19 protein-coding genes, 1 tRNA gene, 2 rRNA genes and 1 pseudogene (1 of these 23 running past the window's edge) are annotated in these 22,043 nt (G+C 60.4%); 8 read left to right on the top strand and 15 right to left on the bottom strand.

The features are described from left to right. The 5 genes from C8264_RS10395 to C8264_RS10375 form a co-directional block, all read left to right on the top strand. A 23S ribosomal RNA gene (locus C8264_RS10395) occupies positions 1-1,691 on the top strand (it extends 1,032 nt beyond the left edge of the window). Between the two features lie 131 nt (positions 1,692-1,822). Next, a 5S ribosomal RNA gene (rrf, locus tag C8264_RS10390) occupies positions 1,823-1,938 on the top strand. A 178-nt stretch (positions 1,939-2,116) separates the two neighbouring features. Further along, on the top strand, positions 2,117-4,282 hold the full coding sequence (locus C8264_RS10385; RefSeq protein WP_108460916.1) for a mechanosensitive ion channel domain-containing protein: 2,166 nt from the start codon (positions 2,117-2,119) through the stop codon (positions 4,280-4,282). A 154-nt stretch (positions 4,283-4,436) separates the two neighbouring features. Beyond that, entirely contained in the window at positions 4,437-5,654 is a 1,218-nt protein-coding gene (locus C8264_RS10380) for a lytic murein transglycosylase (protein ID WP_108460915.1), read from the top strand. Positions 5,655-5,815: 161 nt separating this feature from the next. After that, entirely contained in the window at positions 5,816-6,826 is a 1,011-nt protein-coding gene (locus tag C8264_RS10375; protein WP_245893054.1) for an alpha/beta hydrolase, read from the top strand. Positions 6,827-6,832: 6 nt separating this feature from the next. On the opposite strand, the gene C8264_RS10370 is transcribed toward C8264_RS10375, so the two are convergent. From C8264_RS10370 to C8264_RS10350, 5 genes are all read right to left on the bottom strand, one after another. Then, positions 6,833-7,243 carry a VOC family protein gene (locus tag C8264_RS10370; protein ID WP_108460914.1) on the bottom strand — a complete coding sequence of 137 codons (411 nt, stop codon included), beginning with the start codon at positions 7,241-7,243 and terminating at the stop codon, positions 6,833-6,835. A gap of 75 nt (positions 7,244-7,318) precedes the next feature. Then, positions 7,319-7,804, bottom strand: a complete 486-nt coding sequence (gene bfr / locus C8264_RS10365) for a bacterioferritin (RefSeq protein ID WP_108460913.1) — start codon at positions 7,802-7,804, stop codon at positions 7,319-7,321. Further along, on the bottom strand, positions 7,770-8,081 hold the full coding sequence (locus tag C8264_RS10360) for a (2Fe-2S)-binding protein (RefSeq protein WP_108460959.1): 312 nt from the start codon (positions 8,079-8,081) through the stop codon (positions 7,770-7,772). The genes bfr and C8264_RS10360 overlap by 35 nt, the downstream gene beginning before the upstream one ends. A gap of 106 nt (positions 8,082-8,187) precedes the next feature. Then, positions 8,188-8,883: a DUF599 domain-containing protein gene (locus C8264_RS10355; protein WP_245893052.1), complete on the bottom strand. Its 696-nt coding sequence runs from the start codon at positions 8,881-8,883 to the stop codon at positions 8,188-8,190. A 60-nt stretch (positions 8,884-8,943) separates the two neighbouring features. Continuing rightward, positions 8,944-9,981, bottom strand: a complete 1,038-nt coding sequence (locus C8264_RS10350) for an aldo/keto reductase (RefSeq protein WP_108460911.1) — start codon at positions 9,979-9,981, stop codon at positions 8,944-8,946. 216 nt (positions 9,982-10,197) lie between these two features. Here C8264_RS10350 and C8264_RS10345 point away from each other — a divergent pair. After that, a tRNA-Met gene (locus C8264_RS10345) sits at positions 10,198-10,274 on the top strand. Between the two features lie 119 nt (positions 10,275-10,393). On the opposite strand, the gene panC is transcribed toward C8264_RS10345, so the two are convergent. The 7 genes and pseudogenes from panC to C8264_RS10310 all read right to left on the bottom strand — a co-directional run bounded on the left by panC (position 10,394) and on the right by C8264_RS10310 (position 17,456). After that, positions 10,394-11,278 (bottom strand): pantoate--beta-alanine ligase, encoded by an 885-nt coding sequence (gene panC / locus C8264_RS10340; protein WP_108460910.1) that lies wholly within the window; start codon positions 11,276-11,278, stop codon positions 10,394-10,396. Beyond that, a complete protein-coding gene (gene coaBC / locus C8264_RS10335) occupies positions 11,275-12,483 on the bottom strand; it encodes a bifunctional phosphopantothenoylcysteine decarboxylase/phosphopantothenate--cysteine ligase CoaBC (RefSeq protein WP_108460909.1) in 1,209 nt (402 codons plus the stop codon). Before coaBC ends, panC begins: the two co-directional genes overlap by 4 nt. Beyond that, positions 12,476-13,246 carry a type III pantothenate kinase gene (locus tag C8264_RS10330; RefSeq protein WP_162783565.1) on the bottom strand — a complete coding sequence of 257 codons (771 nt, stop codon included), beginning with the start codon at positions 13,244-13,246 and terminating at the stop codon, positions 12,476-12,478. The genes coaBC and C8264_RS10330 overlap by 8 nt, the downstream gene beginning before the upstream one ends. 2 nt (positions 13,247-13,248) lie before the next feature. Beyond that, a complete protein-coding gene (gene panB / locus C8264_RS10325) occupies positions 13,249-14,061 on the bottom strand; it encodes a 3-methyl-2-oxobutanoate hydroxymethyltransferase (RefSeq protein WP_162783564.1) in 813 nt (270 codons plus the stop codon). 431 nt (positions 14,062-14,492) lie between these two features. Continuing rightward, positions 14,493-15,248, bottom strand: coding sequence for an ABC transporter ATP-binding protein (locus C8264_RS10320; RefSeq protein ID WP_108460906.1), 756 nt, complete (start codon positions 15,246-15,248; stop codon positions 14,493-14,495). Further along, positions 15,242-16,318, bottom strand: coding sequence for a FecCD family ABC transporter permease (locus C8264_RS10315; RefSeq protein ID WP_108460905.1), 1,077 nt, complete (start codon positions 16,316-16,318; stop codon positions 15,242-15,244). The genes C8264_RS10320 and C8264_RS10315 overlap by 7 nt, the downstream gene beginning before the upstream one ends. Positions 16,319-16,321: 3 nt before the next feature. Continuing rightward, positions 16,322-17,456: pseudogene (locus C8264_RS10310) on the bottom strand (ABC transporter substrate-binding protein). A 101-nt stretch (positions 17,457-17,557) separates the two neighbouring features. Between C8264_RS10310 and C8264_RS10305 the strand changes: the two are divergent. Next, positions 17,558-18,331 carry a class I SAM-dependent methyltransferase gene (locus tag C8264_RS10305; protein WP_108460904.1) on the top strand — a complete coding sequence of 258 codons (774 nt, stop codon included), beginning with the start codon at positions 17,558-17,560 and terminating at the stop codon, positions 18,329-18,331. A 65-nt stretch (positions 18,332-18,396) separates the two neighbouring features. Here C8264_RS10305 and C8264_RS10300 read toward each other — a convergent pair whose 3' ends face one another. Then, positions 18,397-18,762, bottom strand: a complete 366-nt coding sequence (locus C8264_RS10300; protein ID WP_108460903.1) for an ArsR/SmtB family transcription factor — start codon at positions 18,760-18,762, stop codon at positions 18,397-18,399. A 112-nt stretch (positions 18,763-18,874) separates the two neighbouring features. Between C8264_RS10300 and C8264_RS10295 the strand changes: the two genes are divergently transcribed. Further along, positions 18,875-20,059: an MFS transporter gene (locus tag C8264_RS10295; RefSeq protein ID WP_108460902.1), complete on the top strand. Its 1,185-nt coding sequence runs from the start codon at positions 18,875-18,877 to the stop codon at positions 20,057-20,059. A 28-nt stretch (positions 20,060-20,087) separates the two neighbouring features. Here the strand turns inward: C8264_RS10295 and C8264_RS10290 are convergent, their stop codons facing one another. Continuing rightward, complete coding sequence (locus C8264_RS10290; protein ID WP_108460901.1) at positions 20,088-20,702, bottom strand: NADPH-dependent F420 reductase; 615 nt, start codon at positions 20,700-20,702, stop codon at positions 20,088-20,090. A 65-nt stretch (positions 20,703-20,767) separates the two neighbouring features. Next, positions 20,768-22,006 carry a mannonate dehydratase gene (gene uxuA, locus C8264_RS10285; protein WP_108460900.1) on the bottom strand — a complete coding sequence of 413 codons (1,239 nt, stop codon included), beginning with the start codon at positions 22,004-22,006 and terminating at the stop codon, positions 20,768-20,770. Positions 22,007-22,043 lie beyond the last annotated feature (37 nt).

Raw genomic sequence — 22,043 nt, 5'->3', positions numbered from 1 at the left:
AGCAGCCATCCTTTAAAGATAGCGTAACAGCTCACTGGTCAAGCGTTCCTGCGGCGAAGATGTACCGGGTCTAAAACTATGCACCGAAGCTTAGGGTTTGCACGTTTACGTGCAAGCGGTAGCGGAGCGTTCCGTAAGCCTGCGAAGCGGTACCTGTGAGGGGCCGTGGAGGTATCGGAAGTGCGAATGATGACATGAGTAGCGACAAAAAGTGTGAGAGACACTTTCGCCGAAAGTCCAAGGGTTCCTGCGCAATGCTAATCAGCGCAGGGTTAGCCGGCCCCTAAGTCGAGGCAGAAATGCGTAGACGATGGGAACCACGTTAATATTCGTGGGCCTGGTGGTAGTGACGGATCGCGCAGATCTGTATCCCCTTATTGGATTGGGGGTGCAGTGAGCCGGTTCCTGGAAATAGCTCCACCAACATAGACCGTACCCTAAACCGACACAGGTGGACTGGTAGAGCATACCAAGGCGCTTGAGAGAACTATACTGAAGGAACTCGGCAAATTGCATGCGTAACTTCGGGATAAGCATGACTTCTACGAGGGCAACCTTGTAGGAGTGGCACAAAAGAGGGGGTGGCGACTGTTTATCAAAAACACAGGGCTCTGCGAAGTTGCAAAACGACGTATAGGGTCTGACGCCTGCCCGGTGCCGGAAGGTTAAAAGGAGAGGTGAAAGCCTTGAATTGAAGCCCCGGTAAACGGCGGCCGTAACTATAACGGTCCTAAGGTAGCGAAATTCCTTGTCGGGTAAGTTCCGACCTGCACGAATGGCGTAACGACTTCCCCACTGTCTCCAGTATAGACTCAGCGAAATTGAATTCCCCGTGAAGATGCGGGGTTCCTGCGGTCAGACGGAAAGACCCCATGCACCTTTACTATAGCTTTACGCTGGCATTTGTGTCGGCATGTGCAGGATAGGTGGTAGGCTTTGAAGCCGGGACGCTAGTTTCGGTGGAGCCGCAAGATGAGATACCACCCTTATCGTCATAGATGTCTAACCGCGGCATAACAGTGTCCGGGACCGCGTATGGTGGGTAGTTTGACTGGGGCGGTCGCCTCCCAAAGAGTAACGGAGGCGCGCGATGGTAGGCTCAGAACGGTCGGAAATCGTTCCTCGAGTGCAATGGCATAAGCCTGCCTGACTGCGAGACTGACAAGTCGAGCAGAGACGAAAGTCGGTCATAGTGATCCGGTGGTCCCGCGTGGAAGGGCCATCGCTCAACGAATAAAAGGTACGCTGGGGATAACAGGCTGATAATGCCCAAGAGTCCATATCGACGGCATTGTTTGGCACCTCGATGTCGGCTCATCACATCCTGGGGCTGGAGCAGGTCCCAAGGGTATGGCTGTTCGCCATTTAAAGTGGTACGTGAGCTGGGTTCAGAACGTCGTGAGACAGTTCGGTCCCTATCTGCCGTGGGTGTAGGAATATTGAGAAGAGCTGACCCTAGTACGAGAGGACCGGGTTGGACGAACCTCTGGTGGACCTGTTGTGGCGCCAGCCGCATTGCAGGGTAGCTAAGTTCGGACGGGATAACTGCTGAAAGCATCTAAGCAGGAAGCCTCCTTCAAAACTAGTATTCCCTTGAGAGCCGTGGAAGACCACCACGTCGATAGGCCGGGTGTGGAAGCGCAGCAATGTGTGAAGCTTACCGGTACTAATAGCTCGATTGGCTTGATCGTTCTCATTAATCTATGTCCGCATAGTCGAGATGATCGGTACAGAAATACACCAGACATTGCCTCTTGCATGGGAAGGCAATGTCCATAACAGACAACAAAACCAGAGTTCACACACAGATGTTTTTCGCTGACCTTGTGGTTCTTGCGAGGAGCCCAAGACCCGATCCCATCCCGAACTCGACCGTCAAATTCCTCCGCGCCAATGGTACTAAGTCTCAAGGCTTGGGAGAGTAGGTCACTGCAAGGTCTGCCAAAAACATCCGTGTTCTCAAACACAACATCGAAACTCAAAACCCCCAGTCAGAAATGACTGGGGGTTTTTGCGTTCCGAAGGGGGAATGAAGGGGAAACGGACCAAGTGACTCCACATTCAAGCAATACCAAGACATGCTCCTACCCGCCCATCAACCGCTCCACGGATCCTCATGCGCGTCCTTCTCATCCTCATCCTGATGCTGTTTGCCGCTCCCGCGCAGGCTCAGGCCCCGGCACCCGCAGATCAGTCCCCCGACGCACAGACCAGTATCGAGGAACTGGTTCGCATCCTTGAAAACGAGGAAACCCGAACCGAACTTATCCAGCGCCTGCAGCAATCGGCCGGGACAGAGGAGCCGGCAGCAACCGGGGTTGATCCAGAACTCAGCCTCGTGCGGCAGTTGGCGCAATACACCAAGGCTGCCGCCGAAAATACCGCGGCAACGATCAAGTCGCTGGGTGGCGTATTCACCGATATCCAGAATGGTCTGCGTAACACGCAAGAGGTCGAGGTCCGGGCCTTCTTCGATCTGGCCGCCAATCTGGTGCTTGTGGCCGTCGCATTGTTCGGCAGTTTCCTGGTTCTCAGGCTGTTGGTGCTGTGGGTGGAAAAGCAGATCGCGGCACGCGTGTCGGGCAGGGGCTGGCTCTGGCGGTTGGCTGGAGCATTCTGCGCCATGCTCGCCGATGCTGTTTCCGTGCTGCTTGCCTGGGGTGGGGGGTATCTCGTGGCGCTAATGTTCATCGGAGCAAATACCGGGCGCATGGAGATCGGTCAGTCTTTGCTGCTCAACGCGTTCCTGTTGGTGGAATTGGCCAAGGTCGTGGCGCGGCTCATACTGTCGCCGCGTTACGAAGCGCTGCGTCTCATACCGGTCACCGACCAGAATGCGAGTTACTGGTCGTTCTGGCTTTCGCGCATCATTTCCTTGATCGGCTACACCTTCCTGTTCGTGTCCCCGCTGGTCGCAGCCAATCTGGATCGCGGCCTTGCGGCCGCCGTGCAGGTCGTGGTGATGGCGACGGCCGTGACCATCGGCGTTGTCGTCGTGCTGCAAAACAAGGATGATGTCCGCAACTGGCTCACAGTTCTTGCCGCCAGGCGCCACAATGATGGTTACGGGCAGGTCCTGCTGCTGATCGGGCGGTTTTGGCATATCGTGGCTATTGTCTACTTGATTGCCCTGTTGATCGCCTGGTTCGCCAATCCCGGTGAGGCCTTGCCCTACATGCTTTCGGCCACCGTGCAGTCGCTGGTCGCCGGGCTTGTAGGAACATTGGTGTTCAAGTTCGTGCAGCGTTTTGTCGATGGCGGGCTGCAACTGCCCGGCGAGATCAAGGAGCGGCTGCCGCTGCTTGAAACTCGGCTGCAGGCCTTCGTGCCCGCGGTGCTGCAAGTGGTTCGCTGGACGATCATCGCCGGCGTTGTGCTTGCCGTGCTTCAGGCCTGGGGCTTGTTCGACTTCGTGGGCTGGATTGGTAGCGACGGTGGGCAAGCTCTCGCCGGCTCGATCTTCTCGGCCCTGCTGATCGTGCTGATCGCTCTCGGCATTCACGTCGCGATGTCGTCCTGGATTGAATATCGGCTCAACCCTAATTACGGCAAGCCGCCGACCGCCCGTGAAAAAACCCTTCTGAACCTGTTCAAGAATGCTTTCACCATTGCGCTTGTGGTGTTCGGCCTGATGCTCGCCTTGGCGCAGATCGGGGTCAACATCGCGCCGCTGCTCGCAGGGGCCGGGGTGATCGGTCTCGCGATCGGGTTTGGCGCCCAGAAGCTGGTGCAGGACATCATCACCGGAATCTTCATCCAGTTCGAAAACGTCATGAATGAGGGGGATGTCGTGGAAGCTGCCGGCAAGGCTGGCGTGGTCGAAAAACTCACCATCCGCTCGGTGACCATCCGCGACATGAGCGGTACGGTGCACCTCATTCCTTTCTCGTCAGTGGATCAGGTGTCGAACATGGTTCGGGGCTTTTCGTTCTATGTCGCCGAGTTCGAGGTGTCGCGGCAGAGTGATATTGAGGAGGTCAAGCAGGCTATGCGCGATGCCTTTGCCCGCGTGATGGAGAGCGAGCACAAGGATGTCATCCTTGATGATCTGGACCTGCAGGGGTTGATCGCCATCACGCCACAGTCCATGAGCCTGCGTGCCCGCATAAAAACCCTCGCCGGCCAGCAATGGGGGGCAGGGCGGCTTTATAGTGAATTGGTGCTGCGCCTGTTCGACGAACGCGGGATCGAAACGCCCATGCAGCGCGTAAGCTATGTCGCAAGCAGAAGTGGCGGGCAGATCGAGGGGCCGCCAATGGACACAGCGCCGCAGGGGGCCTGACCATTTCGTGATGGCCCCGCATCTTGGCCTTAGGGCCATCTTAATTTGATGGGTTAAAATAGAGCTACCTGCCCATTGCGGCTCATCTGGCAGGTTCGGCAGGCGGAGGCTTGCCGGTCGTGTTTTTTCGGTATTGCGCAGCACGAGGCCTAGTATGTTCATTGCCACCGGCGAGTTCGGCTCGCTCCTTCGTCGTTTTGCCCCGCTGGTTCTTGCCGGCGCGGTTAGCCTGGGCTCCATGCCTGCGGCCTTGGCCAATAGCGCCGATTTCGTGCGGAGCCTGTGGCCCATGGCCGAGCAGCGCGGGGTCAGCCGCTCCGCGTTTGAGGCGGCGTTTTCAGGCTATAGCTACCTCCCCAAGGTCATGGAGCTCACGCGCAAGCAGCCCGAATTCAGCCAGACCGTTCAGCAATATGTCGACAGGCGCGTCACGGCAGCCCAGGCGAGAAAGGGCCAGGCCATGCGCGCCGAGTGGGCGCAGACGTTGGCCGGTTCCGAACAACGCTGGGGTGTGCAGCCCGAACTCGTGCTCGCCATCTGGGGCATGGAAACCAATTTCGGCGGCTTCATGGGTGGAGAGAACACCATCCATGCGCTCGCCACGCTCACCGAGGGCGGCTATCGCGCCAACTTCTTCCGCGAGGAATTGCTGACCGCGCTGCGGATCGTCTCCGATGGCCATGTCAGCCCGCGCAGCATGGTGGGTTCCTGGGCGGGCGCCATGGGCCACACGCAGTTCATGCCATCGAGCTTCATGGCCTATGCGGTCGACTACAATGGTGATGGCCGCAAGGATATCTGGAATTCGGTGCAGGACGCTCTGGGGTCTACCGCCAACTATTTGAACAAACATGGCTGGCGGCCGGGCGAAACTTGGGGCTACGAGATTAAGCTGCCGCAGGGCTTTGACTTTGCCCGTGCGCGGCAGATGGAGAGGGCGCCGCTCAGCCAATGGCAAGCCATGGGCGTGCAACGGGTTTCGGGCCGCCCCTTCCCGCGGCACAGCGACGTCGGACGCCTGTACCTCCCCGCAGGGGCAAGCGGGCCGGCTTTCCTGCTGCTGCCCAATTTCGATGTGATCAAGCGTTACAATAATTCCGATAGCTACGCGCTCGCCGTCGGACATCTCGCAGACCGAATTTTGGGCGGGGGCAGCTTTGCCACGCCCTGGCCTGCGGGGGACTATGCGCTGAACAAGAACCAGCGTGCCGAACTGCAGGGCCTGCTCAACCGGGCCGGCTTCACTGTAGGTTCGCCAGATGGCGTGGTGGGCCCCAAGACCAGGGCGGCCGTGCTGGCTTACCAGACGCGCGTAGGACTTCCGGCCGATGGGCACGTCTCGGGGCGGCTGCTCGAAAGGCTCAAAAATTAACCTGTTGTTAACCAGATGGTAGCACCCTCAGGGCGCTTAAGTAGAGGGCGGGCCAGTCTCGGATGTTGAGGCACCTGCCCTCGCCCATTCCGGCAGCCGCCTTAAATTGCGCGGCTTTCCCGCTTAGGCAAACCATTCACCACCACAAGAATCCAATTCCCATGTTCCAATCGATCACGCCGTTGCGGCGCATGCTTTTCTCGTTGCTGGTTCTGCTGGCGCTTGCGCCTGTACCTGCATTTTCGCTTTCGGTGATGGATCCGTTCAACCTGCCGGCTTCGATGGATTCCGGCACGGTCAAGCTGGGCGACGGCATCGCTTATGCCGATGGCCCCCGCCACAAGCTCGATGTCTATGCGCCCGAAACGCGGGACGCAGCGGCGCCGGTGGTGTTCTTCATCTATGGCGGCGGTTGGAACCGTGGGGAGCGCAGTGATTATCAGTTCGTCGGAAGGGCACTCGCCTCGCGCGGCTTCGTGGTGGTCATCGCCGATTACCGGCTGGTGCCTGAAGTGCGCTATCCCGATTTCCTTTACGACAGCGCCAGGGCCCTTGGCTGGGTGCAGGACAACATCGCCCAATATGGCGGCGACCCCAATCGCCTGTTCCTCGCCGGACACTCCGCCGGTGCCTATAATGCCGTGATGTTGGCGCTCGATCCGGCTTTCTTGCGCGAGTTCGGCGTCACCATGCCCATTCTTGGTGTGGCGGCGCTGTCCGGTCCGTTTGATTTCTATCCGTTCGAATATGGCGAAGTGCGCGAAACGTTTGGCTCTGCGCCAAGTCCTGAGGGCACCCAGCCAATCAATCTCGTCACCAGTGACAGCCCGCCCATGTATCTGGCGACCGGCACCACCGATCCCATCGTGCGCATGCAGAATACCGAGAGCTTTGCCCAGAAGCTCAAGTCCAACGGGGTATGGGTCACGACCCGCTATTATGAAGGCTTCGGGCACATGGAGCCGGTGATCGCCATGGGCTCGCTATGGCGCTGGCGCATGCCGGTGCTGGACGACATGGTGGCGTTCTTCCAGATGTTCGGTGCCTTCCCCAGCGGGGTTCCCTATGTCGCTGTCGCGCCGAACGCGCCCGAGCAGTTGCCGGAGGCGATTGCGCCAATGGAGCAGATCGTCGACGAACTCAACGCCATGTTCCAGCCCATCGAGCGTTAGCTTGGCTCAAAGCGCCTCGATCCGCACGGCATCGGCAGAGCGGGTCGAGGGGCCGTGGAACACCGCCTCGATATTGTTGCCGTCCGGGTCGAGCACGAAGGCTCCATAATAGCCAGGGTGATAGGGCCGCTCACCCGGCGCTCCATTGTCGGTTCCGCCAGCCGCAATCGCGGCCGCATGGAAGGCATCGACCGTGGCACGATCCTTGGCCTGGAAGGCCAGGTGCACATGAGTGGGCGTTGTCTGGTCACCGGCTTGGTCGACGTAGAGCTCGTCGAGCTGGAACGAGTTATCTCCGGCGAACCCGATCTTGAGGCCCAGCACCTCGAATACCGCCTCGTAGAACTTCCGCGTCCTGGCAAAATCCTGCGCCCGCAGGTGGACATGATCGATCAGGCGGCCGGTATAGAACGTCATGGTTTCCTCCTCTGGTGCGGGGCAAAAGCAAAACCGCCCGAAACTTGCGTTCCGGGCGGCTGCATCAATCTAGATCTATTCGGCCTCGTTGGCCGGTGCGGCGTTGAGAAGGCCGTAGCGCTCCTCGCCGATCTTGCTCAACAAGTCGAGCTGGGTTTCGAGGAAGTCGATATGGCCCTCCTCGTCGGCCAGAAGTTCGTCGAACAATTGCTTGGAAACGTGGTCATGCAATTGCGAGCACAGCTCGCGGCTATTGCGATAAGCCTCGCGGGCTTCGTATTCGCCGGCGAGGTCCGCCTCGAGCACTTCCTTGATGGTCTGCCCGATTCGCAGCGGCGCAACGCGCTGCAGGTTCGGATGGCCTTCCAGGAAAATAATGCGCTCGATCAAACGATCCGCGTGGTGCATTTCCTCAATGGATTCAGCGCGTTCCTTGCTGGCCAGCTTCTTGTAGCCCCAATCGTCCAGCAGACGGTAATGGACCCAATACTGGTTGACTGCTCCAAGTTCGAGGAAGAGGGCCTCGTTAAGCCGCTCGATGACTTGTGCTTCGCCTTTCACGACGTACTCCACTCTGCTGTTTCTTGAGCTTCTCCAGCCCGCTCTGGATGTGTACCAGGTCGGCGGGTGGATGGGCTTGCTGCAAGTGGTAGTTTTCGGTGACGCGGACGATAATGTCCACCACATTCGGCACGCAGCCGCCGCATTTGGCGCGGCGATTGAGTTCACTATAGACCTTGGCCGGAACGACGAGCTGCCACGGATCGGCCTGCAGGAGCTCCAGGACGATGTCCTCGATTTCCTTGCTGGTAATCATGTTGCACTGGCAGACGAGCATGGTGAGCCCACGAAGTTGGCTGGCTTTGGTGGCCGCATAAAGCGACTCCATTAGCTGAATGTCAATGTCATATATATGTGAGCAGCGCCTGCTGCCGCATTTTCGCTCAGGATTTTTTCTGCTGCCGGCGCCGCTCCGCAATCACCGCCGCTGATGCGGCCGTGCGGTGGGCCGAAGAAAAGAACTCGCGATGGGCAAGGATCAGGATGGTCGCCACACAGGTGATGATCGGCAGCCATTCGGAAACGAACCAGGCCACTGTCGCCACGGAGAAATAATAGGCCCGCACGCCGCTATTGAAGTTCCTGGCTCCCAGCGCATTCATGCGGGTGATGGCCTCGATTTCTTCCTCGCTGGTTGGTTCGGAATGGTCGACCGCCCCAAGCATGATGCAGAAATGGTTGAACTGGCGCAGCGAGAGCGTGAAGGCAAAAAACGCCAGCACGAACATGGCGAGCATTACCACCAGGTGCAATTGCACGTCCGTGACCGTGTAGATGCGCTCCAACGACAACGAGTTCAGCGTCGTCATCAGGGCCGGCACCTGCCCAAAGACGGCGAAGATCGCCAGGATCAGCAATACTGCCGTCGACGCCAGAAAGCTCACCGAGCCCATGATGTTCCCAGAAAGGATGGCATCGAACGGGCTTTCGCGTTGGGTCGCATTGGCCACCCAGCGCCGCCGCTGCATGTTCATGATGGTCGATAGCGAAGGCCGCATCTTCTCGACCTGCGGCACGATGATGTTGTAGGCGAAATAGCAGAGCAGGGGAAAGAACGTGGAGATCAGCGTGGTCTGCAAAATGGCCCCCGAAATGTGTCCGTTTCTTTATAACGCGGGTTCGGCTGCTGACCACACCCGTCAGATGGGGCGCGGATAGCGGCGATGGATCGCTTCAATCTCGCCCAGGAGTTCGGACGAGAGCACCACATTCCGGGCGCCGATCGCGTTTGCCAGTTGCTCCGTGCTGGTGGCGCCTATGATGACCGAGGTCATGAATGGCCGGGTCAGGGCAAAGGCAATGGCCATTTGCGCCACATCGAGCCCGTGGCGCTTGGCCAGCGCCATATATTCTTTGGTGGCGGCTTCCGACTGCTCGTTGAGCCGCCAGAACCCCTTCTGGTAGTCGCCCCGGCTGCCCTTCGGCATCTGGCCGTCATTGTACTTGCCGGTAATCAGGCCACCTGCCAGCGTCGAATAGGCGAGCAGGCCTACATCCTCGTGGTGGCTGAGTTCGGCCAGGTCCAGATCGAAATGCCGGCGCAGCAGGCTATACTCGTTCTGCACCGAAACCAGTCGCGGCAGCCCCTTGGTCTCGGCAATCCGCAGCCACTGCGAAATACCCCAACTGGTTTCGTTGGAAACCCCGACATGACACAGCTTGCCTTCGCGCACCAGATCGCCGAGCGTTTCCAGCATGTCTTCGATATTGGCCAGCGCGTCGGCCGTATCCTGCTGGTGGGGCTGGTAGGTCCAGGAACCCTCGAAATTGTAGCTGCCTCGTCCGGCCCAATGGATCTGGTAGAGATCGATGTGATCGGTCTGCAGCCGCCGCAGACTATCCTCGACGGCGAGGCGGATGGTTCGCCCATCCGTGCGGCTGCCATTGCGGATGAAATCCACCGGACCGCCCGCAATCTTGCTGGCCAGGATCCACTTGTGGCGCTTGCCGGTCTTGCGGAACCAGCTGCCGATGATTTCCTCGGTGCGGCCCGAAGTCTGGGGGCTGCGCGGCACCGCATAAATCTCGGCCGTGTCCATGAAATTGATGCCGGCTTCGAGCGCCATGTCGATCTGCGCATGGCCCTCGGTCTCGGTGTTCTGGCTGCCCCAGGTCATGGTACCAAGGCAAAGTTCGGTCACCCGCAGATCGGTGCGGCCAAGGGGCTTCAGTTTCATGTAAAGGCTCGTGCATCTGGTATGGAAGGCGCGCACACACTACCCATAAGCGCGCCAATTGGTAGGGGCAAAGGCCCAAAAAATGGCGCGTCAAAAAAGGTTCACAGATCGGCGTTTTAGGGGTTGAGCTATCCGCCGGTAGTCCCTATATACCCCTCACGTCGCGACCACGGTCGCACTTGATGACCCGCCAACCGGCATTGTTATCATTTTTGACGCGGGATGGAGCAGCCCGGTAGCTCGTCAGGCTCATAACCTGAAGGTCGCAGGTTCAAATCCTGCTCCCGCAACCAAAGAAGCCCAGTGAACTCAGAGAGTTTGCTGGGCTTTTCCTTTTTGGGTGAAAACGGCATCAACGGGTCGGAGTCATATCGGAAGCAAATGGAACGAAGAGGTGGCGGTATCGACATCCTTACCGCTCATTTGCGAACCTGAGTCCGCCGGGAGTTCCTGTTCCAAGGCACAGATTATCAATCAGGCGCGTATTGCCCAAAATCGCCGCCACCGCGAGAAGACAACCATCAGCTTCTACCGTTTCAAGCGGCGCAAGGCTGTAGCGGTCACGCACTTCCCAATATTGAACCTCGATGCGCGGTTCACGCGCCAGCACGGCACGGCCGATCGCAGCGAGCCGCGCGGCATCGCGCTCGCCGGCCTCATAGGCCAGGCGCGCGGCAACAAGGCTTTGATGCAGCAGGGGCGCAACGGCGCGGTGAGATGCATCAAGATAGGCATTGCGCGAACTCAGAGCCAAGCCGTCCGGCTCTCGCACGATGGCGCCGCGGACAATCTCGGTCGGAACATTGAGGTCGCGCACCATGCGCTCGATCACCGCGCATTGCTGCGCATCCTTCTGCCCGAAAAAGGCAAGGTGCGGTTGGGTAAGATTGAAAAGCTTGAGCACCACAGTGGCGACGCCGCGAAAATGGCCGGGACGCAGGGCGCCACACAGCGGCAGCGATACTGCTTCCTCAACGACATAGGTCGAAGCATCGGCGGGATAGAGATCCTCCGGCTGCGGCAGGAACAGGGCATCGACACCGGCTGCCTCAAGCATGGCGATATCGCTTTCGATCGGCCTGGGATAGCGGGCGAGATCCTCTTGGGGACCGAATTGCAGCGGATTGACGAAAATGCTGGCAATGACCGTGTCGCACCTCGCCTTGGCCAAGTCCACCAGGCTCATATGTCCGGCATGCAGCGCTCCCATCGTGGGCACCAGACCAAGCCGGACGTCTGGCGGCAAGCCGTTGCGCCAGGCCCGCAGTGCTGCAATTGTGCGCAGGATCTGGATCATGCCAGGATATCCCAGATCTGTCGGGCTAGGTCGGCCTTGCCGGTGACCGGCAGTTCGCGTCGTTCCCCGCTTGCAAAGAGCAGCACGCCGCCATTGGTGGCGACGGAAAAGCCGGTGTCGGACATCTCGCCGGCCTTGGCCACCCGGTTGGCAAAGAGATAGTCGAGCCGCTTGCTCATGAGCTTGCGGTGACCGTTTTCCTCGACCGCGTCGGTCTCGGCGGCAAAGCCGAGGAACCATTGCTTCTCGGCAGCGCCACGCAACGCCTGCAACACGTCCACGGAAGGCACGAGGTTTAGGGTGATGTTCTCGCTGGAGCGCTTGAGCTTGCCTGCTGCCGGCTCGGCCACCCGATAGTCCATCACCGCGGCAGTAGCGATCACGCCTTCCACCCCGGGCAGCAAGGCCAGCGCAGCTGCTGCCATGTCCTCGGCGGTGCGGACTTCGACAAGATTGAAGCGAGCCGCAGTGCTGGCGGGCGGCACAGGGCGCACCACGCCTTTGTCGACACCCAGCACATAGTCCACAAGCGCGCCGCGACGCAGCGCCTCCTCGGCCATGGCGGCACCCATGCGGCCGGTCGAAGGATTGGTGATGTAGCGCACCGCATCGATCGGTGTCGTCGTCGGCCCGGCGGTAATCAGGATGCGTCGGCCAGCCAGATCAGTCCTTGCCGGAGTAACCCCAGCTTCGATGCCGGCCAGGAGTGCCTCGACCGGCGCCAGCTTGCCTACGCCTACTTCCCCGCAGGCCAGCACGCCTTCGGCCGGGGCAATAAACGAAGCACCGCGTTGCGCCAGAGTTTCGACATGCTGCTGAACGGCTGGGTTCTCCCACATGACCGTGTTCATGGCCGGGGCGAGCAGCAGCGGCGCCCGGCTCGCCAAGACCACGGTGGTCAAGAGATTGTCGGCAAGGCCTAGGGCGAGCTTTGCCAGTGTGTTGGCGCTGGCGGGAGCGACAACGAGGAGATCGGCCCAGCGAGCGAGCTCGATGTGTTCGGTGCCCGATACATCGCTGCCGAAAAGATCGGACCGGACCGGCCGGCCGCTCAGGGTCTCCAGCACCAGCGGGCTGACGAATTCCTGTGCGCTACCGGTAAGGATGCACTGCACCGCGTGGCCGCGCTTTCCAAGCTCCGAGACCACATCGGCCATCTTGTAAGCCGAGATGCTGCCGGTGATGCCGATCAGGATGTTAGCCATTCAATTGTCCATAACGGTGCAGGCCCTTGAGGGTGAGGTCGGGCTCAAGCCGGAAGCGGGGGGACAACCGGATGAGATTGATGCAGCCGCCGGTAGCGACCAGCGTCGCATTCTCCAGGCCGGCGTCACGCAGCAGCCGGTCGGCCATGCCTTCGATCATGGCCTCGTAGCCGTGCAGCACGCCGCTGCGAATCTGGGTCTCGGTGGTGTTGCCGACTGTGTTGTCGGGCCGAACCAGTTCCACTGCAAACAGCTTGGCTGCCCGCGCCTGCAGGGCGCGCCAACTGGTATCGAGCCCGGGAACGATGGCGCCGCCGATATAGGCGCGGCGCGCATCGACCAGGCAGAAGGTGGTGGCCGTCCCGGCATCGACGATCAGCAGGGCCGGCTCGGCCAGGGTCAGGGCTCCCGCCACATTGGCCAGCCGGTCCGCGCCGAGCTGCTCGGGAAAAGGCAGTGCAAGCTCGAACTCGCGTGTCATGTGGGCATTTATGGAATGGAAGGGAATATCACCACAGGCCCGTGCCACCACCGGCTCGAGCGCCGGCACCACGGTTGAAAGCAGCGCCCGTTCGATGAAATCCCAGAGATTGCCCTCGGCGGCGTCGGCAAAGAGCTGGCGCAACAGCATGCGGTATTCATCGGACGTACACCCCGGATCGGTGCGAAACCGCACCTGGACGTGCCTGGCGCCGTCGGCGCTGAATAGTCCGGCAACGGTGTGCGTATTACCAATATCGAGCAGCAGCCAGCTTCCAGTCACCTTCAGGCTGCTCCTGCTCTGGTTTGGAGTGCCGCGGCCTTTGTCTCGGCGATATAGTCGGCCACAGCCGCCCGGACGAGCCTCGCGGCGTCCGCCCTGGGTTTGGCAAAGCTCGGGGCCGGACGGGTGTTCAGCCCGATAAGATCGTTGATCACCAGCACTTGTCCGGCGCAGCCGGGACCCGAACCGATGCCGATTGTGGGGATCGAGAGCTCTGCGGTGATGGCGGCGGCAACGTCCGGCACAATGCATTCGAGCACAATCGCGAAAGCGCCGGCCTGTTCCAGGGCCTTGGCTTCCCGCAACAACCGGTCTGCAGCTTCGGTAGCTTTCCCGTGCGTGTAATAGCCGCCCAACTGATGGACTGCCTGCGGTGTGAGCCCGATATGAGCCATGACCGGAATACCGTATCCGGTCAGCCGTTCGATGGTCGGCACCATGGCCAGGCCACCTTCGATCTTGACCGCCTGCACACCCGTTTGCTGGAGGATCTCCACGGCGTTGCGCAGCGACGTGTCCGGATCAATGGTCGTGCCAAAGGGCATGTCGCAGACGATAAGCGCTCGTTCGGTGGCGCGTGTGACGGCTGCGGCATGTCTGATCATGTCGGCAAGAGTGACCTTCAATGTCGTCTCGTGGCCGAGCACGACATTGCCCAGGCTGTCGCCGACCAGGATCATGTCGATGCCGGACTGATCCAGCAGACCGGCCATGACGCAATCATAGGCCGTCAGCATGGCGATGGGTTCCCCACGCTCCCGGAGCCTGCTTATATCGCGTGTCGTCAATCGCCTGGTCGTCGACTGGACTGACATCCTGGCCTCCATCGATGCATGTCGAACTTAAAAGAAGTGTGGCTTTTCCTGGCGTCGCTTGAGAGCCGCAGAGTTTGCGGTCGCGATGGCGTTGATACTTGGGCACCAGCGCTTTTCACAGTCCTACATGGGTCTTAATGGCACTGCAACGTTCAGCCCGAGGTCCAGAATTGTGCGTTGCGGGCGAGCTATCCCACCCCGACCAGATCGAAGCCGGCGGAGGCGATGGCAGGCGCGGTCTTCAAGGTTACCCCTGAGGCTTCCGTGACCGCATTTTGCCGGTGCGACGCACTGCGTGTCCGTGAGGCCGCACGGCAAGGTGGAGAAGCACTACCACGAACATCCGGACCCGGAGTAAGTCTCACCGATGTGAGTTGGCTCTGGCCATTGGTTGTGATCGGGATCGCTTAAGAAGCCACTTGAAACGACAGCTAGGCCGCTACGCCATCGACGATGACATGATCGAACTGGCGGGAGCATTTTTCGATGCGTGCATCGATGCCATAGACGTCGCGCAGCATCATTGGGTTGATCACGTCCAGCGGATGGCCACAGGCACGCATCTTGCCGTCGGCGATGAGCAGGACCGTGTCGGCAAATCGCAGCGCCTGGTTGAGATCGTGGATGGCAATGAGCACGATCATGCCCTTTAGCCGAGCCTGTGCCTGCATGAAGCTGAGGACTTCGATCTGACGGTGCAGGTCGAGGGCACTGGTCGGCTCGTCCATCAGCATGACATCGGGTTCGCGCACCAGCGTCTGGGCGATTGAAACCAGCTGGCGCTGGCCGCCGCTCAAGGCGCCCAGATCGCGAAAGGCGATGGGAGTGATGTTGAGCGCCTGCATGACTGTGTCAATGAAGCGCAAATCTGTGTCCTCCACGGACCAGGCGCTGCCCTGCTTGCGCGCGAGCAGGATGGATTCGTACACTGTCAGCACCGCATTGGCCGAGGTGTCCTGCGGCATGTAGCCAATGGCTTTCCTGCTTTTTGTCGTTGCCGTCAGACTGACTTCGCCGGGGCCTTTCAATAGGCCAGCGATGCGCTTGAACAGAGTCGACTTGCCCGCGGCGTTGGGGCCGATGACGGCGACGATCTCGCCGGCCTTTAGAGGCGTGGTAGAGACGTCCGAGACGATGAGCTTCTTGCCGTAGCAGGCGCCGAGAGCTTCAAGCTGGAGCGTTACCATGACCGCCTCACATTGGAGAGAATGAGTGAAATAAAGAACGGCACGCCAACAAGCGCCGTGATGATGCCGATCGGGAAAACGACCCCCGGGAGGATAGATTTGGAGACGATCGAGGTCACCGACAGCAGAAGCGCTCCGGCCAGCACCGAGCCGGGCAGAAAGAAACGCTGGTCCTCGCCCAGGATCATGCGGGCAATATGCGGGCCGACCAGCCCGACAAAGCCAATCGTGCCGACAAAGCTCACTGGTACCGAAGCCAGCAGCGAAATGATCAACATGGTTTCGAGCCGTATGTAGCGGACGTTGACGCCGAAGCTGGCCGCCTTGTCTTCGCCGAGCCGGATGGCCGTCAGCGCCCAGGCGTTGCGCGCAAACAGCGGCAGCGCAATGAGCAGCACGGCAAGCGTGGCCCAGATCTTTGGCCAGGTCGCCTTGGTGAGGCTCCCCATCGTCCAGAAAACCACCTGCGATAACGCCTGCTCGGATGCCAGATACTGAACGAAAGCCAGGAGCGCGTTGAAGGTGAAGACCAGCGCAATGCCGAGCAGCACGACGGTCTGTACCGAAACGCCGCGGACCTGGGACACAAAGTGAATGAACAGGGTGGCGGCCAGCGCCATTATGAACGCATTGACCGGCACGATCAGCCCTGCCGCTACCGGGATGATCGGCACTGTCGTGACGATACCCAGTGCGGCTCCGAAGCTTGCGGCCGCCGAAATGCCCAGGGTGAAGGGGCTGGCCAGGGGGTTGGCCAGAATGGTCTGCATCTGTGCGCCCGCCACCGAAAGCGCCGCACCGACCACGATCGCCATGACGGCAACGGGCATACGAATGTCCCAGATCACGGTCCGCACCTGCGCCGAGACCGCATCGGGATCGATCAGCGCCAGGATGACCTGGTCCAGCCCGTAGCGCGCCGGTCCCCAGGCCAGGTCCACCGCAAAGGACAGGCAGAGCGCCAGGCTCAGCCCCACCAGGATCATGATCTTGCGGCGTGTGCGGGCGCGGTATTCACCGCGCCCCTGGACTGCCGCTTCTCTCGTCAAGATGATGTCAGCGGCGGCCATGGCTTATTCGCCCGCTTCGAGCGACAGCCAGGCCCCTGGCTGGTAGTCGATAGGCAGGAACCTGTCATAGAATTCCTTGAACGTGGCATCGGGATCGACATCGGCAAACAGGTCCGGGTGGAACCACTTGGCCATCGCCTCGATTGCCACGAACTGGTACGGGCTGGCATAGAACTGGTGCCAGATGGCATGCACATTACCCTCCGCCACGGCGCTCGAGCCGGTAAAGGCCGGGGCCTCGACCAGTGATGCCAGCACCTCTCGGCTCACTTCGGCACCGTCGGCCGTTCCGGGCCCGACGCTGACAAAGCCTTCGGCATTGGCCGAATTGGTCCAGTCCGAGCCGGTCACGACGATCAGGTCGGGGTTGGAGGCGATTACCTGCTCGGGATTGATCGAGCCGGTATAGCCAGGCAGGAAGTCGGAGCCGAGATTGTTGCCACCGGCCAATTCGACCATCAGGCCGAAATTGTCCGGCCCGAACGTGCCGCAGCATTCCACAAGGCCCGCTGCGCGATACATGAAGACGTCGGGGCGCTGGGGATTGTTGTCGGCGATCACCTTGGCGATTGCGTCCATTTTGGACTGCCAGAAATCGGCGACCTCCTGCGCGCGTTCCTCCTTGCCAAACAGCTGGCCGAGTATGTGCAAGCTCGGCACGGTATTGTCGATGATGTGCTCGCGGAAGTCGACATAGACGATCTTGACCCCGATGCCAGACAACATTTCTTCGAGATTGACTTCATCGGCCGCCGCCTTGTTGCCGATCGTCAGGATCAGCACGTCGGGATCGAGCGTCACGACCGTCTCGGTTTGCAACGTCCCATCGGTTAGGTTGCCGAAATGGCAGATCGGCCGCCTCCGGGAATTTCTCGACATATGCGTCGAATGAAATGGTGTCGGTCGTCCACAGATCGTTGCGCCAGCCCACGACATGGGCGAACGGGTTTTCGGTCTCGATGGTGGCCAGCGAATAGAGCAGCCGTCCCTCACCCAGTATGGCGCGTTGCACCGGAGCATCGAACGAAACTTCACGCCCGGCGACGTCGGTGACGGTGAAAGCCTGTGCAAATGCAGGCGCGGGAAGGGCGGCGAGCATGGCAATAGCCGGTGCCATCATGACGCGTGATAATTTCATTTGAGTCTCGCTGGAAACTTGATACCTCTCTGGCGTAGTAAACATGATATTGCATATCAAGTTTTATCTTTTAGAGCAATTCCAATGTGTTAGGGATTTCTATGGGCGACGTAGGCGCAAACTATTCTATTCGCGACGAAATTCGCGAATTCTGGTCGGAGCGTGCGGCGACCTTCGATGAGAGCGTTGGACATGAAATATTCTCCGAGGCAGAACGTGCCGGCTGGCATCAGCTGATCCGCAAGCATCTGGGGGATGGAAAGGGCCGTGCCGCGCTGGATCTGGCGAGCGGCACAGGGGTGATTTCCCACCTGATGAACGATATGGGATTTGTAGTGACAGGCCTCGATTGGTCGGAGGCCATGCTTGCACAGGCCCGCGCCAAGGCGAAGAAGCGCAAGGCGGAAATCCGCTTCATCATGCGCGATGCGGAAAACACGGCCGAACCGCGCGAAAGCTATGATGTGATTACAAACCGGCACCTGGTCTGGACACTGGTCGATGCGCCCGCCGCCTTTCGGGAGTGGTTCGAACTGCTCAAGCCCGGTGGCAAGCTGCTCATTGTCGACGGCAATATGGGCCGCAAGAGCTGGGTAACGCATTTGCGCCTTGCGCTCGGTGGCAAGCCCGCGCACCGCAATCTGGCGCCGGGAATGTCGGAGCGTCTGCAGCGCATTCGTGAACAGGTGCACTTTTCCGGCGAGATGCCGGCGGAAGCCGTTGTCGCGGCTCTAGTGGCCACCGGCTTCGTCGAGCCGGTCATCGATCGTCGGCTTGGCGCAATTCACTGGCCGCAGGCCCGCAAGATGTCGTTTTGGCGCGCGCTGGAGCGGCTGACGCAGGACCGCTTTGCAATCTGCGTCACCAAGCCCTGACTCCGTAAAGCTTCCGGGCCAAGCTGGCTCGAAGCTGTCCAAATGAAGATACGCTGGCGAGGAACTCAAAGACACGAAGTCTCCACCCCAAGTTCGCGCATCGTCGTTTCAACTGCGGGCAAATCGATAGCGCTCACTATCACGCTGTCGAGGAACCCCGGGAAACGCTGATCAAGATCACCGCGCCTCAGTGTTATGCGGCGCTTCGTACCCTCTTGCCGAACGTTGACCACTCCTGCGTCGCGGAGCTTGGCCACGTGGTATGTCAGGTTCGTTTTTGAGGTCAATCCGTGCAGTTGTCCGCAGACAAGGCCGTCAGATTGGTCGCAGCGAGCGAGGCAGCCAATGATGGCCAGCCGGGTGGCGTCGCCGAGCGCGGCGAGTACATTGGGGAGCGTTATCTGGTCGGTAGAGGGGTGCGGCAAGTTCATCAGAAATAGGTAGCGTCTTTGTCGAGTTAGTTCAATATCTGTTGGACAAAGCATTGACACCGGCTCAATCCGGGTACATTTGTTCAATAAATTTTGGACAAAGGATCCGAGCATGGACATCCGACTCGTCTGGTTGGCAGTGGGCACATTCGCCATTGGCGTCGAAAGCTTCGCAATTTCCAGTATTTTGCCGCAGATCGCTGAATCGACCGGCGCGACACTGGCTCAGGCTGGCTATCTGGTTTTGGTCTTCGCGCTGTCGAACGCTTTTGGTGCGCCAGTACTCGCCGCGCTCAGCGGCACTGCGGATCGGCGCCGAATTCTCAGCGGTGCCGCGGTCGTATTCGCGAGTGGCGCCATTTGGGCGGGGCTGTCCCAAGGCTATTTCGACCTGATGGCCGCCCGCATTTTGATGGCCCTCTCTGCGGGCCTTTACACTGCCACGGCGCAGGCAACTGGAGTTGCTATCTCGTCGCCGGACCATCGGGCTCGAGCAATTGCAGTCATTGTCGGCGGCACCACCATGGCCGTTGCCTTCGGCGCTCCACTGGGCGCCTTGGTGGCGAGCTTTGCCGGCTGGCGCGCCGCCTATGCGATGGTTGCGGTTTTTGCGCTGATCGCTGCCATTTCGATCTGGATTTTGCTGCCCGCGGGACTTCGTGGCCAGCAGTTGAGCCTGCGCCAGCGTGTGGCTGCAGCAGCGCTGCCGGGCGTTCCAGGCGCCTTGCTCACGACGCTGCTGACCCTTGCAGGAGCTTTCACCGTTATCATCTACCTGGCGGTTGTCACGACCCAATCCATCGGCCTGTCAAGTGAACTCGTGCCTGCGGTGTTACTGACGTTCGGGGTGGGTGCGGCCTTCGGCAATGCAGTTGGCGGTCAGTTGTCCGACAGGATTGGCGCGCGCCCCACCGTTATCGGCGCGGCGCTGCTGGGGACCCTGATGCTATCGGCCATCTCGGTCGTTGGGCAGCTTCCTGCTCCATTTGCCGGCCCGGTCTTCTTTGTCATCGTGCTAATGTGGGGCGTTACTGGCTGGGCATTCCCCCCAGCACAATCCAGTCACCTGCTGAGCCTCGCGCCCAACAGCGCGCCGCTGGTGCTTTCACTGAATGCTTCCGCGCTCTATCTGGGAATTGCGGGTGGTTCGCTCCTGGGAGGTTTGGTGCTTCAATATGGTTCGGTCGACGATCTTGGCTGGGTCGGCGCTCTATTGCCGCTCCTTGCAGTGTCGGGAGTTCTTCTCAATGGCGCCGCACGCCGGCGGACACAGCCTTTCCCGGCACGACTGGGTTGATTGAATGGGGGAGCCCGGGAGCCATCTCTCAGTTCCCGTGATCGCCGCCCTCCGGCGCCCGCACCACGGCAAGGTTGAAATAGACATGTCCTAGCTTCTGGTTCAGGCGAATCCACATCGGCGCCAACTGCTCCATGGCGCGGCAGGCGGTGAGATCGCCCAGATCCAGAACATCCTTCCAGCCGAAACTCTCCAGAAGGCGGATGACTTCCTCACGGGCGTTGGCGTCATTGCCGGCGACGAAGACGGTATGTGTGCCTTCCAGCCGCTGCGGTTCGCCCATCAGCTGGGCGCTGACGAAATTGAGCGCCTTGACCACGCGGGTTTGCGGCAAGGCACGCTGGAGCGTCTCACCCAATGTCTGCGTTACCGGCCCGTCGATCGCAGATTGAAAGTTGCCGATGTCGACCAGCAGCTTGCCTGCCATCGGCAGCTCGGGAAAGACGGCCAGCGCATCCTCCCCGTGTAGGGCGTTGACTATCCACTCGCCGTGCCGTGCTGCATCCTCGTGGCTCAGCACGGCAATGCCATCCTGGGGATCGCGCGGATGGCGCGATCCGAATACCACGTCATGGCCGATGGCCTTGAGCTTGCCCGCTACCGCAGAGCCGACTTCACCCGTTCCAAAAACCGCTATTCTCATGGCCTAACTCCCGGAGTTTACAGGGAGTGGAGTAGGCGCAGGCCAATGTGGCAAGCTCGCGTCGATCAGGAGCGGGGCAGGGTCCCTGCACTGCGGTACGAAACATCCCCATGCTCCAGCGTCCGCGTGATGCCGCGTAGCTCGGCCAGCCCCTTCATCCGCCCGATTGTCGGGTAGCCGGGCTGGGCGATCCGGTTGAGGTCATCGAGAATATCCTGCCCATGATCGGGCCGCATCGGGATTTGCCAATCGGCACGCCCCGCCGCCTTGCGCCGCCGTTCTTCGGCGATGATCGCGCCGATCAGCGCCACCATGTCGGTATCGCCTTCAAGGTGCTCGGCTTCGTGGAACGAACCCTTCATCGCCGGGCTCTCGCGCTTGACGTTGCGCAGGTGGAGGAAATGCACGCGATCGCCAAGCTCGGCCATGATAGCGGGCAGGTCATTGTCCGGTCGCGCGCCGAGCGAGCCGGAGCATAGGGTCATGCCGTTGGCCGGGCTATCGATTGCCTGGAGGATGGTCCGGAAGTCGGCTGCCGTCGACATGATGCGCGGCAGCCCAAGCAGGGCAAACGGCGGATCATCGGGGTGGCAGCACAGCCGCAGCCCAAGCTCTTCGGCATGCGGCACGACCTGTTCGAGGAAATCGATGAAGTGCGCCCGCAACTGTTCGGCAGAGATATCGCCATATTGATCGAGATGCCCGCGCATCTCGTCGAGCGACATGGTGTCGGTCGAACCGGGGAGGCCCATGGTGACGCTGCGCGTCAGCGCCGCGCGCTCCGCATCATCAAGCCCCGCGAAACGCACTTCGGCCTCCGCCACGATGGTGTCGGTATAATCCTCGCGCGCGCCGCGACGGGCCAGGATATGGATATCGAAGGCGGCGAAATCATTGATGTCAAACCGCATGCAGGTGCCGCCATGCGGCAGGCGCCAGCGCAGGTTGGTGCGCGTCCAATCCAGCACCGGCATGAAATTGTAGCAGATCACCTCGATCCCAGCGGCGGCGACGTGCTCCATGCTGGTGCGGTAATTGGCAATATGGGTGCGCCAATCGCCGGTCTGCTTCTTGATGTCCTCCGAGATCGGCAGGCTTTCCACCACTTCCCAGGCCAGGCCCGAGGGCGTGCCATCCTTGCGCGTCGCAATCTGGCGTTGGCGCAGGGCGATCTCGTCGGGTGTCCACACCGCGCCATTGGGCACATGGTGCAGCGCCGAAACGACACCTTCGGCCCCGCTCTGGATGATGTCGTCGATACTGGTGAGATCCTGCGGGCCGAACCAGCGCCAGGTCTGTCTCATGGAAGAACTCCGAAAAGGCAAAGAGCGGGGCTGCCTT

This window comes from Devosia naphthalenivorans, assembly GCF_003056355.1.
Classification (GTDB): domain Bacteria; phylum Pseudomonadota; class Alphaproteobacteria; order Rhizobiales; family Devosiaceae; genus Devosia; species Devosia naphthalenivorans.
This window is presented reverse-complemented; position numbering and strand designations above follow the sequence as displayed.